This is a genomic window from Gibbsiella greigii (genome assembly GCF_039540155.1).
Classification (GTDB): Bacteria; Pseudomonadota; Gammaproteobacteria; order Enterobacterales; family Enterobacteriaceae; genus Gibbsiella; species Gibbsiella quercinecans.
Genome location: NZ_BAABEM010000005.1, coordinates 220181 through 234205 on the forward strand (window position 1 = coordinate 220181; position 14025 = coordinate 234205).

Here is a 14025-nt window from a genome sequence, read left to right on the forward strand (position 1 = left end):
CTATCTGGCCATTATAAAAAAGCAAAGGGGTATTCATACCTGCGTAGATTAACGTGGGTGTGTGGATTATTCATTGGCTATTAATGTGTCTCTAATTAAATGATGTTCGCTGAGTTATTCTTGCCTGCATTTTTTATTTTTTACATCAGGGTAAAAGTTTAACTTTAAAATTGGTAATTTAAGGGGTTGTCATGAAAAAGCTTCGTTGTGGTGTTATCGGATTGGGGCGAGTGGGTAAAATGCATATAGAGAATATGCTAAAAATACCCGAGTTGGATATTATTGCCGTATCTGATTTTTTTGTCGACAGTATCGGTGGCTGGCTTGATACGCTGAATATTGGCGTGCGTTATAAAGACTACCGGGAACTTTTGGCAAGATCTGATATTGAGGCCGTGTTTATTTTTACTTCCACCGATACGCATGAGCAGATTATCACGGCGGCAGCCGAGATGGGCAAGCATATCTTTTGCGAAAAGCCGCTAAGCATGAGCACGGAGGAAGAGGGGGCGCTAGCCGTATTGCGTACGGTTAAACAGGCCGGAGTGAAATTACAGTTGGCCTTTAACCGGCGGTTTGATCCGCAGTTTCGCCAGCTGTATGACATGGTGCGTGCAGGCAAGATTGGTCAGCCGCAAATCGTTAAAATTTCCTCTCGGGATCCCGATCTGCTGCCGCATGATCTGATCAAGAAAATCGGCGGCCTGATCTTTGACTTCACCATGCATGATTTTGATATGGCTCGCTTTATGATGGGGGATAATATCAGCGAAGTTTTTGTGAAAGGGGCAACGTTAATAGATCCCACCTTACAGAATATTGGTGACGTAGATACCCTGGCGATTATTCTCACCTTTGAAAATGGCGGCTATGCGTTGATCGACAATAGCCGGCGTGCGGTTTACGGTTATGATCAACGGGTGGAAGTTTTTGGTTCCAGCGGCATGGCATACGCCGATAATATCAATAACTCATCGATTAAATACTTTAATAGCGAAAACTGCCAAACCAGAAATCCATTTCCAACCTTTCATTCCCGTTATCGGGCCGCTTATTTAGCCGAGATTACCTGTTTTATTCGCTCGCTAATGGATAACGAGCCTATTGCCTGTACTGGGGAAGACGCATTTATTGCACAACGCGTGGCTATCGCGGCGCAACGCTCATTACAAAGCGGCTGCCCGGTTAAAGTGAATAGCGACGTTCTCTTGCCATAACGGGTTGAGAATCGTGGAGGAAAATAGTCGAGAGTTGCAGGAAAACCGCCGCCAGCGTTTAGAACAACGTCTGTTTTGGCTCTGAAAAAAGGCGGCCAGGTATGAGTCATGCGGCAGTGTGGCGTATTTCAGGAACTTAATTTGCGAAAGGATTGGAGCGTGTAAGGCATGCCAACGCACCTGCAACATGAAATCTGGCGAGTATATCTATAAATCTCAGTACATTGACGCGCGATTACCAGCCGGGTGTGCTCCGTATTCGCACGGTCAGCATTTAGGGTGATAATGATGAAAGAATTGCAGGCAGGCTCAATGGATTTTGCACCTATTACGCCGACGAAATTCATCTGGAGTTACATCGGCACATTTTTATTCATGCTGGGCGGCTGTATCGAAAATAGCTGGCTCTCTGCCTGGCTGAGCGGCCAGGGGTTTGAACAGACCAGCGTTGCCAATATTTTTGCCGGTTATGGCATTGTGGTGGCGCTGACTTCCTGGTTATCGGGGGTGTGCGTCGATGTTTTTGGCCCCAAGAAAGTGATGATCGTGGGGTTTATCGTTTATGCGCTCTCTTCGGTGGTGTTCATCCAGTTTGCGTTGCCCAGCCATAATTTTTTGGCCATGTTGTTTGCCTATATGTTGCGTGGCGCAGGCTACCCCTTGGTTTGCTATGCCTTCCTGGTGCGCCTGACCATCCAATTGGACAAGCGCTCGCAAGGGATCGGCACTTCCTGGTTCTGGGTGGTGTTTAACCTGGGGTTTACCATTCTTGGCCCGGTGTTGGCCGCCAGACTGATCCCGCAAATTGGTCATATCAACGTGCTATGGCTGGGCATGGCGGGGGCGGTATTGGGTATGGTCTGTATGCTGTTTCTGGAGCGTAACCCGTTCGTGCTGCAGCCGCGCAAGATGCCAGTGTTCCGTGAGCTGCAGGCCGGTATCGCGATTATGTTTGAGCGCCCGCGCGTCGGCCTGGCGGTGATTGTGAAAACCATCAATGGGCTTGGTACCTTTGGCTTTGTTGTTGTTTTGCCGCTGTTCCTGCTGGAGAAAAATTTCACCATGGAAGAGTGGGCCAGCATCTGGGGCATTACCTTTATTTCCAACCAGTTTTTCAATATTGTTTTTGGTTGGTTGGGCGACAGGATTGGGTTTCGCCGCACGATTCAAATTTTCGGCAGTATTCTTACCGGCGTAGCGACGCTCATCGTTTATTGGACACCGATGATTTGGGGCCATAATTACCTGGCATTCATGCTGGCGATGAGTCTGTGGGGCGCCGGGCTGGCGGGTTTTGTGCCCATGACGCCGCTGGTGCCGATGATGGCTCCCGATAAAAAAGGGGCGGCCAACTCGGCGGTGAACCTGGGATCGGGGCTGGGCAACTTTGTCGGGCCTGCCATTGTGGCGCTGCTGGCCGGGTTTGGCACCGCAGCGGTGATGTACACCATGTCCGCGCTGTATTTTTTGAGCGCCATCATGGTTCAGTTCTTGATCGTCCCCGGTGAGAAGCGCTAATCGGTGTTGCCCGGGTTGTTCCGGCGCGAGCGTGAATGGAGACAGAGCATGGATTCGGTGTTGATCTCTCTGCCATGTTTTTTCACACTGCCCTTTTTAGTGAAAATAGCAGTGTTGACGAGCGCTATTATTGCAGCTAAGAGAGAAACAGATTTTCTGTAGACGAGCTGCACTGGCCATCGGCAGCGTGCTGGCGCCGGAGAACTCCGACTGGGTGACTGGCATTTTTCCGGCAACCCATTTCTTTTTAATTAGCCGTTATCAGTCAATTTAGTTTTTCGTTTTTTTGGTAAGAAAATAGCTTAATTAAAAATCCCAGTGATGATTTATGGGTTTTATATTTATCTAGAAAATGAATCATGATGTGCATATTTTACAAAAACGCATCAATATTGATTTTAATCAATATTGGATCAATTTATTGCCATTCGCCTGACATTTAATTTACTGATGGTGGATATTGCTACTTTGTATGCAAATGATAGTCATTTGTGCGTAGTTTTTATGGTGGTTGCATTATGATTTAATAGCGTAAAATAATAGAAAGTTCTTATTTTTTTAAATTTTTCAGATCAATGATCCATATTATTGATCTTTTATTAGTATTTGTTCTAATATCACCCATGTTGAAATTTGGTTCAAAAAACCATCACATGGCGATATGAAGAGGGATCTATGAGCGAAAACAGCTTCCAGAATGAAGTGCCAAAAGCTCGCGTTAATCTGAAGTTAGACCTGCATACCGGCGGAGCGCAGAAGAAAGTGGAACTGCCGCTGAAATTGTTAGTGACGGGCGACTTCAGTAATGGCAAAGAGTCGCGGCCATTATCTGAACGTGAGAAAGTGAATGTCAATAAAAACAACTTTAACAGCGTGCTTGCAGAATTTAGCCCATCCTTAAATCTTTGCGTTGAAAATACCCTGGCCGGTGATGGCGCCGAGGAAAATATTCATCTCGCTTTTCGTGATATGAAAGATTTCGAGCCGGAACAGGTCGCCCGCCAAATCCCCCAACTGAAAGCCATGCTTGCCATGCGCAATCTGCTGCGCGATCTGAAATCCAACCTCCTGGACAACGCCACCTTCAGAAAATCTTTTGAGGCCATATTACGTGACCCGGCGCTGAGCGAGGAGTTGCGCGCTGAACTGTCTGAACTGGCTCCGAAAGACGCCTGATAATTCCACGGATCAACACGAGAGAATGCTCATGTCTGTACAAAATACGACAGCGTCTTCCGGCGAAACCCTCGTTCGGGAACGTTCTGAAGCGGGCGGCGTATACGCCTCCCTGTTTGAAAAAATCAATCTCAAACCGGCCACGCATTTAAGCGATATCAGTATCTGGCAGGATGAAACCGCCATGGCAGAAGCCGGGGCGAATGAACGTATTACCGCCGGTGTGCAGGTGTTTTTGGATCGCCTGAAACAGTCCGGCCAGAAGGTTGATAAGCTCGATAAAACCTTAATCGATCACCAGATTGCTGAACTGGATTACCAGATTAGCCGCCAGCTTGATGCCGTGATGCACCATGCGGAATTTCAGACGGTTGAAAGTCTGTGGCGCGGGCTTAAACACCTGGTGGACAACACGGATTTTCGCCAGAACGTGAAGCTGGAAGTCCTCGATCTCGCCAAAGAAGAGTTACGCCAGGATTTCGAAGACTCGCCGGAAATCATTCAGAGTGGGTTGTACCGCCAGACGTATATTGCCGAGTACGATACGCCAGGGGGCGAGCCGATTGCGGCGGTAATTTCGGCATATGAATTTGACGCATCCGCCCAAGACGTGGCGCTGCTGCGTAACATCGCCAAAGTTTCCGCCGCCGCCCATATGCCGTTTATCGGCGCCGCCGGCGCTAAATTCTTCCTGAAGGAGGATATGGAACAGGTGGCTGCCATTAAAGATATTGGCAATTACTTTGACCGCGCCGAGTACCTCAAATGGAAATCCTTCCGCGAGACGGACGACAGCCGTTATATTGGCCTGGTGATGCCGCGCGTGTTGGGGCGCCTGCCGTATGGCCCAGACACCGTGCCGGTGCGCAGCTTCAACTATGTGGAAGAAGTGAAAGGCCCGGAACACGAGAAATACCTGTGGACTAACGCCTCGTTTGCCTTTGCTTCCAATATGGTGCGCAGCTTTATCAACAACGGCTGGTGCGTGCAGATCCGCGGCCCGCAGGCCGGCGGCGCGGTTCAGGATTTGCCGATTCATCTGTATGACCTGGGCACCGGCAATCAGGTGAAAATCCCCTCTGAAGTGATGATCCCGGAAACCCGTGAGTTTGAGTTCTCCAATCTTGGCTTCATTCCGCTGTCTTACTACAAAAACCGCGACTACGCCTGCTTCTTCTCAGCGAACTCCACCCAAAAACCGGCGCTGTACGACACTCCTGACGCGACGGCCAACAGCCGCATCAACGCCCGTTTGCCGTATATCTTCTTGCTGTCGCGTATCGCTCATTACCTGAAGATTATTCAGCGTGAAAACATCGGCACCACCAAAGACCGCCGGCTGTTGGAGCTGGAACTTAACACCTGGGTACGTGGCCTGGTGACCGAAATGACCGATCCAGGCGACGAGCTGCAGGCTTCTCACCCGCTGCGCGATGCCAAAGTGATCGTCGAAGATATTGCAGACAATCCAGGTTTCTTCCGCGTGAAACTGTATGCCGTGCCGCATTTCCAGGTTGAAGGGATGGACGTCAATCTGTCGCTGGTTTCCCAGATGCCGAAGGCCAAAGCCTAAGTAAAGTAAGGCAGGAAGCCGATGAAGATTTTTCGTCCGTTATGGGAGGACGGGGCCTTTCTGGCCCCGCAACAGTTTCAACAGCAGGCGCAGTGGGATGCGTATGTGAGCGACATTGTTGCACGGATGGGGCTGGCCCATCCGTGGGGAGTTATTGCTGCAGAATTCGATGACGCTGGGCTGGCATTATCCCGCCTCAATGCAATCCGCATCGTAGCGCGTTTCCCGGATGGCACACTGGTCGATACTGATCTGGCCGATAATTTGCCTCCTGTCTGTGATTTGTCTGCCGCATCCGGCCAGGATGCGGTGGACGTGCTGCTCGCTTTGCCGTTGCTCAGTGCCAATGGCGGTAATCTGGATGACGGGCAGGATAGCGATCGCCCACGCCGCTGGAAGGCTGAGCGTATGCAGGTGCAGGATCTGGCCGGAGCCGAACGTGGCGAACTGGCTATCCTGCGCCATGCTATTTCGTTGCGCCTTTCCTCACAGGAAAATACTGCGTATCTGACCTGCCCGGCCACACGGCTTGTGCGTAATGCGCAGGGGCAGTGGAGCCGGGATACTTCTTTTATCCCGCCGTTACTCTCGCTGTCTGCGAGCCCTGCGCTGGCGATGGCGCTGGGCGACTTGCTGAAACGTCTGCAGGCAAGACGCCAGCGCCTGATGGCCATGCGCCGTGAAAGCAATGAGCGGATGGCGGATTTCGCCGTTGCGGATGTTTCCCTGTTCTGGTTGCTGAATGCCCTGAACAGCGCGGAGCCGGTGCTGGCAGAGCTTTTGCAGGCGCCTGCCCGTCATCCCGAGCTGTTGTACCGGGAACTGGCACGCCTGGCCGGCAGCTTGCTGACGTTCTCACTTGAACATGATGTCAGGGATATTCCGGCTTATCAGCACGATGCGCCGGAGCAGGTATTTCCGCCATTGCTTACGCTGCTCGACAAACTCCTTGAAGCCAGCCTGCCTTCCCGTGTGGTCAGTATTCAACTTGAGCATGAGGATCAGATTTGGAAAGGCTCGCTGCACGACGCCCGTTTGCGTGAAGGGGCTGATTTCTACCTCTCGGTGCGCTCCCCGATGCCAAATCATGAGTTGCAGATCAGGTTCCCGCAATTGTGTAAGGCCGGCAGTTTTGATGACGTTTCCGATGTGGTGAACGTGGCGCTGAGCGGCATGGTCATCAAGCCGCTTAGCCACGTGCCGGCTGCTATCCCGTTGCGTCTTGAGAACCAGTATTTTGCGTTGGATCTCTCGACGGATGCGGCCCGGGCGATGCTGGACGCGGGCAGCTGTACCTTCTACACCCCGCGATCGCTCGGGGATGTGAAACTGGAACTTTATGCGGTGCTGCGTACATGAATAGATCCGATCTTAGCCAGATAGAACGTATTTTTTACCCCGGCTGGCTGATGGCCAGCCAACTGCGCGGCGGGCAGAAAGTACATGATGGTGAACGTTTGTATCGCCGTGCTTGCCATCTGGTGGAAAGCGCCCGTAAAGCATTGGCCGATGCCGGTTACAGCGAGGCCAGCCGGGAGCATATGATTTATGCGCTGTGTGCGCTGCTGGATGAGAGCGTGCTTAACCGTGGCGTGGATGATGATGGTTATCTGTTCTGGCGGCGTGATCCATTGCAGGCGCGTTTTTTTGGCACTCTGAAGGCGGGTGAGGAATTGTGGGAGCGGATCCGCAATATTCTTAAGGAAAACTCGCCGGATACGGCCGTGCTGACTTGTCTGTACCGCACCCTGCAGTTGGGGTTTGTCGGGCAGTACCGCGCACAAAATGACGAACGCCGCGAGGATGTGGTGCGCACGCTTGGCGAGCGGGTTCCGCCATTTACTCTGGCGCAGGACGCGCCGATTGTTGTACGGGCGTCACGTCTGCGCAGCGGTCGCCGTCTGTATTGGTTGTCGTGGATTGCCGGGATAGCCGTGCTGGCGGCGCTTTGGTTTTTCCTCTCTTCTTCCCTCACCGACATGGTGAGCCAGACTATCAGGCCGGGGTAAGCGATGCGTGATGTTTACCGCGCCCTGTTGACCACACTGGTAGGGCTTCTTGTCCTGTGGCTTGTCCTGGGATTCTGGCCGTTTTCCGTGGGCAGCCGGGTGGCGCTCAGTTTACTGGTTGTTCTGGCTTGCGGTGTGATGTTGTGGCGACAGTGGCTGGCGACACATGTACGGCATGAAGCGGTTCGCAGCATCGCGGATGGCAGCCTGCCACCTGAAGATTTTCAGGGGGCCGTGATTCTTGTCTGTGGCGACGGCTCCCCTCTGTTTGAAGCCGCTTCCCGGCACCGTGAAACTCGCCAGGGCTGGTACTTGCAGGTGCTGGATGCAGAACAGCTTCCTTTGTTGGCGCAGCATCTGAGTCTTGTGCGCCCGGCGCTGATCTCGCAGGTGTCCGTGTTGCTGGCTGTACAGCCTGAACGCCATACCTGTGCGGATGATTTTACCCAAAGCCTGCGGGGTTGGCTGCGTGCCGCGGTGCAGTGTCGCCCGTGGTTCAGCGGCTTACCGCCTATATGGACGGTGACCTGGGTTTCACCGCCAGGGGCTTGTGCGGGGGAAGAGCCTGCCTGGTTTGTCTCCGTCAATAACAGCGCCGGTCTGCAGGTTTATCGGCCAGGGCAGGGGAACCTGCCACTTGCGGACTGGATAACAGAAAGCGATGCATCGGAGCATCTTACCCGTTTGAGCCAGGCGCTGTGGCTCGACAGCCTGTTGGGCTGGCAGGCCAGTAGGGTGAACAGTCTGTTGGCTGTACGTCAGGGGGAGTTGCCCGCACAGAAGCCCTGTGCGCAGGCCTTTTGCATGGCGCCAGTCAATGGCAAGAGTGGCAACCTTTGGCAACAACATATAACCGATATCACGGCGTTGGCGCCGGCCAGCATTGGCCCGGCGGATACGCTGCCGCTACCGGAGCTACTGCTTTCCTGTTTGCCGCGCCGTCGTGGGATCAGCAGCAGGATGGTGTTCTGGCGGTGGGTTGGGTTGCTGGGCGGCGTATTTCTTGCACTGGCGATGCTGGCCTCGTTTATCAACAATCAGCGCCTTATCCGTAGCGTGGGTGATCATCTTGCGCTCTACCATCGCCTTAGCGGCGAGCCACCAGAACCTAAGTTTCAGGCACAGCAACACCTGCGTGCTGACGCACGCCTGTTGGATGACTGGCTGCGCCGGGGAGAACCGCTGCGTTACCGCATGGGCTTGTATCAAGGGGGGCGCCTGATCGCGCCGGTAGAAACTGCAATCAGTGACTGGGCACCGTCGCAGACACCTCCACCGGTGATTAACAAAATCGTGCAGGGGCTGAAGACTATCCGCCTCGACAGCATGTCGCTGTTTGATTCCGGCCAGTCTGCGTTGAAAACCGGTTCGACCAAAATGCTGGTGAATTCTCTGGTGGGCATTAAGGCCAGGCCGGGCTGGCTGATTGTGGTGGCCGGGCACACCGATAACACCGGCAACCCGAAGCTAAACCAAACGTTGTCGCTCGAGCGCGCCGAAGCGGTGCGTGACTGGATGCGTGATACCGGCGACGTGCCGGAAAGCTGTTTTGCGGTGCAGGGCTATGGCGCGAGCCGCCCGGTCGCAACCAATGACACAGCGGAAGGCCGTGCGCTCAACCGCCGTGTCGAAATCAGTCTGGTACCGCAGGCGGATGCCTGCCAGATACCGGGCAATACCCTGGCGTCATCGCAGGATGATGACGCATCACAACACAATGGAGAGTAATACCATGGCAATCCCTGTTTATCTTTGGCTGAAAGACGACGGCGGCGCAGACATCAAAGGGTCTGTGGATGTTCAGGATCGTGAAGGCAGCATCGAAGTGGTCGCTCAGGAGCACAACCTGTACATCCCAACCGACAACAACACCGGCAAATTGACCGGCACCCGTATTCACACCCCGTTCTTTTTTACTAAGGAGATCGACTCATCCAGCCCGTACTTGTACAAGGCGGTGACGACCGGCCAGACCCTGAAGTCGGCGGAATTCAAGTGGTACAAAATCAACGACGCGGGCCAGGAGGTGGAGTACTTCAACACCACGCTGGAAAACGTGAAAGTGGTGAAAGTGAATCCGCTGATGCACGACATCAAGGATCCTGCTTACGAGAAGCACAACCATCTTGAGCGGATCGAACTGCGTTACGAAAAAATCACCTGGACCTACAAAGACGGCAACATCATTCATTCCGATTCGTGGAACGAACGCGCCACGGCATAAGACTGATGCGGGCAGGGTTGCCTGTCCGCTATTTGTATCAGGCCGCTTTGTGGTGGCGGCCGGATGTTGATACGCAACTGCGCGTAATCATCGAAATAACAGACAGGTATGTCTGCTGAAGGTGGCTTATTACATGGAATCACTATGAAAACGCAAAATATTCCCGTCTCACCCGCATTTATTGTGATCTCCTGGCTGGCGATGTTGGGGGGTGCACTGGTTTACCTGGTTGGTCTCTGGCGTGCGGATATGGAGCTCAATGAAAAAGGTTACTACGTGGCAGTGCTGGCTTTGGGGCTATTCGCTGCAGTCTCTTTGCAAAAAACGGTACGCGATCGACTGGAAAGCATCCCCACCACTCAGTTGTATCACATGGTATGTCTGCTGGCTTTCGCTATAGCGGTAATCCTGCTGGTAAGTGGTCTGTGGAATGCCAGCCTGATGCCAAGCGAAAAAGGGTTTTATGGCGTCTCATTTTTTATGGCGTTGTTTGGGGCGGTAGCTGTGCAGAAAAATACACGCGACAGCGCTCATAGCGTTTTGCAAGCGGTCCCGGTTGTTGAGGAACAGGAACCTTAGCCCAAAATCCTATGCGGGCAGGGCTTCCTGTCCGCAGTTTCTTTTCTGAGTACCTGCCTGGCGGGTACTCAAAAAAGAACATATCCCGGAAATCTGACCTGATGCGCTTTGGTTACAGCGATGGGCGGTAGCGTGCCCGAAGGTCTCTGATAGCGAGTTAAATAACATGGAAAACCCGGCAATCCTCCTGCGTCGTCTTAATCCCTACTGTGCCCGTGCGCTGGAAGGTGCGGCTTCCCTGTGCCAGACCCGCGCACACGCGGAAATCGCACCAGAACACTGGTTGTTGAAACTGTTGGAGCAGGGCGAAGGCGATCTGACGGTGCTGGCGCGCCGTTACGAATGGGATATGGATGCGATCTGGCAGGATTTGCTCGGCTGGCTGGACAAACAGCCGCGTGCGTTACGCAGCCGCCCACAGCTCTCTGATTTTATCCAAACGTTGTTGCAGCAAGCCTGGTTGCTGGCTTCGCTTGCTGATGAAACGCAAATCCGAAGCCAGCATCTGCTGATGGCGTTGATTGATAAACCGAAGCTGGTTCGCTGCGACGGTTTGTGGCCGCTGTTGACCCTGGGGCGGAGCCAACTGGAGCGCCTGCGTCCGCTGCTGGATGCACAGTCGGACGAGCGCCCGGACGTTCAGCAGGAAGCTGAACTGGCGCAAGAGCACGGTGGCGACGTGGCGTTTGTTGGCCGTCCGATTGGGGCGGAAGTGAAACCGGGGGAACTCGATCCGGCGTTACAAAATGCATTGGACAAATTTACCCTTGATGTCACCGCCAAAGCCCGCGAGGGTAAAATCGATCCGGTATTTGGCCGCGATAGCGAAATTCGCCAGATGGTGGACATTCTCTCTCGCCGCCGGAAGAACAACCCGATTCTGGTGGGGGAACCCGGCGTGGGCAAAACCGCGCTAGTGGAAGGGCTGGCGCTGCGCATTGCCGAGGGCAACGTACCGGAAAGCCTGAAACCCGTGAGTTTGCGGACTCTGGATCTCGGCCTGCTGCAAGCGGGAGCCGGTGTGAAAGGTGAATTTGAACAGCGCCTGAAAAATGTCATTGAAGCTGTACAGCAGTCGCCGGCCCCGGTTCTGTTGTTTATCGACGAAGCGCACACCATTATCGGCGCGGGCAACCAGGCGGGGGGCGCTGATGCCGCCAACCTGTTGAAGCCCGCGCTGGCGCGTGGCGAACTGCGCACTATCGCCGCGACCACCTGGAGCGAATACAAACAGTATTTTGAACGCGACGCTGCGCTGGAGCGCCGCTTTCAGATGGTGAAGGTGGATGAACCGGATGACAACACCGCCTGCCTGATGTTGCGCGGCCTGAAATCCCGCTATGCCGAACATCATAATGTGCATATCACCGATGACGCGGTCCGTGCCGCGGTCACGCTTTCCCGCCGCTACCTGACCGGTCGTCAGTTGCCGGACAAGGCCGTTGACCTGCTGGACACCGCTGCTGCGCGCGTGCGCATGAGCCTCGATACCGTTCCGGAAGCCATTGTGCGTCTGAAAGCGCAGTTGACTGCGCTGGCGCTGGAAGAGCAGGCGCTGTTGGAAGATATCGCCGCCGGCAGTAACCGTCATGGTGACCGCCTGGGTGTCATTGAGCAGCAGCGCATCCAACTGGCAACGACTCTGCAACGGCAGGAAGCGCATTTTGCAGCGGAAAAAACGCTGGCGATGCAGTTGATGGCCTGCCGCCAGGGCATTCAGCCTGGGGATGAGCATCAGGCGGATATCCATGATTTACAGAAGAAGCTCGAAGCGCTGCAACAAGATACGGCCCTGATTCAGATTGATGTGGATGCCCGCACCGTCGCCAACGTGATTGCCGATTGGACCGGCGTGCCGCTCTCCTCGCTGATGAAAGATCAACAGACCGAACTGCTGACGCTGGAACAGGAAATCGGTAAACGGGTAGTCGGCCAGGAAGTGGCCCTGGCCGCTGTTGCCCAGCGCCTGCGCGCCGCTAAAACCGGCCTGACCGCCGAGAACGGCCCGCAGGGCGTATTCCTGCTGGTGGGCCCAAGTGGGGTGGGCAAAACAGAGAGCGCGCTGGCGCTGGCGGATGCGTTGTACGGCGGTGAAAAGTCGCTGATTACCATTAACCTGTCTGAATACCAGGAACCGCACACTGTTTCCCAACTGAAAGGCTCGCCCCCAGGCTACGTGGGTTACGGCCAGGGCGGCATTCTTACCGAAGCGGTGCGCAAGCGGCCATACAGTGTGGTGCTGCTGGATGAAGTGGAAAAAGCGCATCGTGATGTGATGAACCTGTTCTATCAGGTGTTCGATCGCGGTTTTATGCGCGACGGCGAAGGCCGTGAAATCGACTTCCGTAACACCGTTATCCTGATGACCTCCAACCTCGGCAGCGATCATCTGATGCAGTTACTGGACGAACGGCCGGAAACCACCGAGGGGGATTTGCACGAACTACTACGCCCAATTCTGCGCGACCACTTCCAGCCAGCGCTGCTGGCTCGCTTTCAGACCGTGATTTATCGCCCGTTGAGTGAGCCGGCGATGCGTACCATCGTCGAAATGAAGCTTGACCAGGTGAGCAAACGCCTGCACCGCCACTACGGCCTGACCACGCAGATTGATGAGAGCCTGTATGACGCGCTGACGGCTGCCTGCCTGCTGCCGGACACCGGTGCACGCAACGTCGACAGCCTGCTCAACCAACAAATTCTGCCGGTACTGAGCCAGCAGTTGCTAAGCCATATGGCCGCAAAGCAAAAGCCACAATCTTTGACGCTTGGCTGGAGTGAGGAAGAGGGGATAGTGATGGCGTTTGACGAGGCGCACGGAGGTTGAGATGCAGATTTGCATGATGGATTACGGCAACCTGTCGGCGGATGGCAAAACAGCGTACCTGAAATGCTACGGCATCGGCACGTTTGAAGTGCTGTCCGGTATTGAGCGCTATATCAACAATCCCGACTGCGCTGACCATGAAAAAGTCGCTATACCGGTCGGGGCTTACTGGGTCACCGACCGCCCTGCCGGCAGCCTGTATAACCGGGTACGGGCGGAGGCGATAGATACCTGGAGCCATTACCGAAACCACCATTCCGACTGGTTTGCGCTGTTCAGCGATAAAACCCAAAAAGACAGACTGAACGTCAATGGATTAAACCGAACGGGTTTTCGTCTTCATCCACTTAACAGTGATGGCACTGGTGAATCCTGGGGCTGCATCACCCTGCGCCGTTACAGCGATTTTCAGCATCTGCGCCGTTTGCTGCTTCAACGCGGTACGTTTCCGGTTCCGGGCGGCAATGGCCTGATGGCCTACGCCCGTATCGATGTGCGTGGCACGCCTGATTTCAGCCAGTGCGAGGAAGAAGTTAAGAAAACTAAGGAAGAGGCTGAGAAGCGGCGGGCACAGCAGGCTCTGAAACGGAAGAAGGCGAGCGCGGAATGAAAATCCTGCTGGTGCTTGTCATCGCGCTACTCGGGTCGTTCTTCCTTCGCGATGGCAACCTTACCGATTTTGTCATCAACCACCTTCCGGTGCCGGGAGACGGTGAGGAGGGGATGGATAACCTTGCCATGACGGTGATCCTGATAAAGGCCCTGTTGAGCGGTGTCGGGGCATACCTCCTGCTGATGCTGACTGGCTGCGACAACGCCCGAAAAAATAACCCCTTTTCCACTTCTGTGACCGATGCTGGCCCGGGCCAGCCCTGACGGAAAAACCGATTACATAATGGAGT

Annotated in this window: 12 protein-coding genes; all 12 read left to right on the plus strand. The window is 54.3% G+C overall.

What is annotated here, in order from left to right; genetic code table 11:
- The first annotated feature begins 191 nt into the window (after positions 1-191).
- Positions 192-1217, plus strand: a complete 1026-nt coding sequence (iolG, locus tag AC559G_RS02905; RefSeq protein ID WP_498911155.1) for a Gfo/Idh/MocA family oxidoreductase — start codon at positions 192-194, stop codon at positions 1215-1217.
- Between the two features lie 288 nt (positions 1218-1505).
- Complete coding sequence (locus AC559G_RS02910; RefSeq protein WP_498911278.1) at positions 1506-2735, plus strand: MFS transporter; 1230 nt, start codon at positions 1506-1508, stop codon at positions 2733-2735.
- Between the two features lie 675 nt (positions 2736-3410).
- On the plus strand, positions 3411-3911 hold the full coding sequence (gene tssB, locus AC559G_RS02915) for a type VI secretion system contractile sheath small subunit (RefSeq protein ID WP_095847893.1): 501 nt from the start codon (positions 3411-3413) through the stop codon (positions 3909-3911).
- 25 nt (positions 3912-3936) lie between these two features.
- Complete coding sequence (gene tssC, locus AC559G_RS02920; protein WP_498911158.1) at positions 3937-5484, plus strand: type VI secretion system contractile sheath large subunit; 1548 nt, start codon at positions 3937-3939, stop codon at positions 5482-5484.
- A gap of 21 nt (positions 5485-5505) precedes the next feature.
- On the plus strand, positions 5506-6843 hold the full coding sequence (gene tssK, locus AC559G_RS02925) for a type VI secretion system baseplate subunit TssK (protein ID WP_498911160.1): 1338 nt from the start codon (positions 5506-5508) through the stop codon (positions 6841-6843).
- The gene (tssL, locus tag AC559G_RS02930; protein ID WP_095847896.1) at positions 6840-7493 is read left to right on the plus strand and encodes a type VI secretion system protein TssL, short form; all 654 of its coding nucleotides are present in this window, start codon (positions 6840-6842) and stop codon (positions 7491-7493) included. The genes tssK and tssL overlap by 4 nt, the downstream gene beginning before the upstream one ends.
- Before the next feature lie 3 nt (positions 7494-7496).
- Complete coding sequence (locus tag AC559G_RS02935) at positions 7497-9221, plus strand: OmpA family protein (protein ID WP_498911162.1); 1725 nt, start codon at positions 7497-7499, stop codon at positions 9219-9221.
- 4 nt (positions 9222-9225) lie between these two features.
- Positions 9226-9717 carry an Hcp family type VI secretion system effector gene (gene hcp, locus AC559G_RS02940; RefSeq protein WP_498911164.1) on the plus strand — a complete coding sequence of 164 codons (492 nt, stop codon included), beginning with the start codon at positions 9226-9228 and terminating at the stop codon, positions 9715-9717.
- A gap of 144 nt (positions 9718-9861) precedes the next feature.
- Positions 9862-10296: a YiaA/YiaB family protein gene (yiaA, locus tag AC559G_RS02945; RefSeq protein ID WP_498911166.1), complete on the plus strand. Its 435-nt coding sequence runs from the start codon at positions 9862-9864 to the stop codon at positions 10294-10296.
- A 166-nt stretch (positions 10297-10462) separates the two neighbouring features.
- The gene (tssH, locus tag AC559G_RS02950) at positions 10463-13123 is read left to right on the plus strand and encodes an ATP-dependent Clp protease ATP-binding subunit (protein WP_498911168.1); all 2661 of its coding nucleotides are present in this window, start codon (positions 10463-10465) and stop codon (positions 13121-13123) included.
- A 13-nt stretch (positions 13124-13136) separates the two neighbouring features.
- Entirely contained in the window at positions 13137-13733 is a 597-nt protein-coding gene (locus AC559G_RS02955; RefSeq protein WP_341464477.1) for a DUF2778 domain-containing protein, read from the plus strand.
- A complete protein-coding gene (locus AC559G_RS02960) occupies positions 13730-13999 on the plus strand; it encodes a hypothetical protein (RefSeq protein ID WP_498911170.1) in 270 nt (89 codons plus the stop codon). Before AC559G_RS02955 ends, AC559G_RS02960 begins: the two co-directional genes overlap by 4 nt.
- Positions 14000-14025: the final 26 nt, after the last annotated feature.

Excerpts from the sequence above, each read along its gene's own strand:
- AC559G_RS02910 (WP_498911278.1), top strand. The coding sequence starts at position 1,506 with ATGAAAGAATTGCAGGCAGGCTCAATGGATTTTGCACCTATTACGCCG.
- AC559G_RS02935 (WP_498911162.1), top strand. The coding sequence starts at position 7,497 with ATGCGTGATGTTTACCGCGCCCTGTTGACCACACTGGTAGGGCTTCTT.
- iolG (WP_498911155.1), top strand. The coding sequence starts at position 192 with ATGAAAAAGCTTCGTTGTGGTGTTATCGGATTGGGGCGAGTGGGTAAA.
- tssH (WP_498911168.1), top strand. The coding sequence starts at position 10,463 with ATGGAAAACCCGGCAATCCTCCTGCGTCGTCTTAATCCCTACTGTGCC.
- tssL (WP_095847896.1), top strand. The coding sequence starts at position 6,840 with ATGAATAGATCCGATCTTAGCCAGATAGAACGTATTTTTTACCCCGGC.
- tssB (WP_095847893.1), top strand. The coding sequence starts at position 3,411 with ATGAGCGAAAACAGCTTCCAGAATGAAGTGCCAAAAGCTCGCGTTAAT.
- AC559G_RS02960 (WP_498911170.1), top strand. The coding sequence starts at position 13,730 with ATGAAAATCCTGCTGGTGCTTGTCATCGCGCTACTCGGGTCGTTCTTC.
- hcp (WP_498911164.1), top strand. The coding sequence starts at position 9,226 with ATGGCAATCCCTGTTTATCTTTGGCTGAAAGACGACGGCGGCGCAGAC.
- tssC (WP_498911158.1), top strand. The coding sequence starts at position 3,937 with ATGCTCATGTCTGTACAAAATACGACAGCGTCTTCCGGCGAAACCCTC.
- yiaA (WP_498911166.1), top strand. The coding sequence starts at position 9,862 with ATGAAAACGCAAAATATTCCCGTCTCACCCGCATTTATTGTGATCTCC.
- tssK (WP_498911160.1), top strand. The coding sequence starts at position 5,506 with ATGAAGATTTTTCGTCCGTTATGGGAGGACGGGGCCTTTCTGGCCCCG.
- AC559G_RS02955 (WP_341464477.1), top strand. The coding sequence starts at position 13,137 with ATGATGGATTACGGCAACCTGTCGGCGGATGGCAAAACAGCGTACCTG.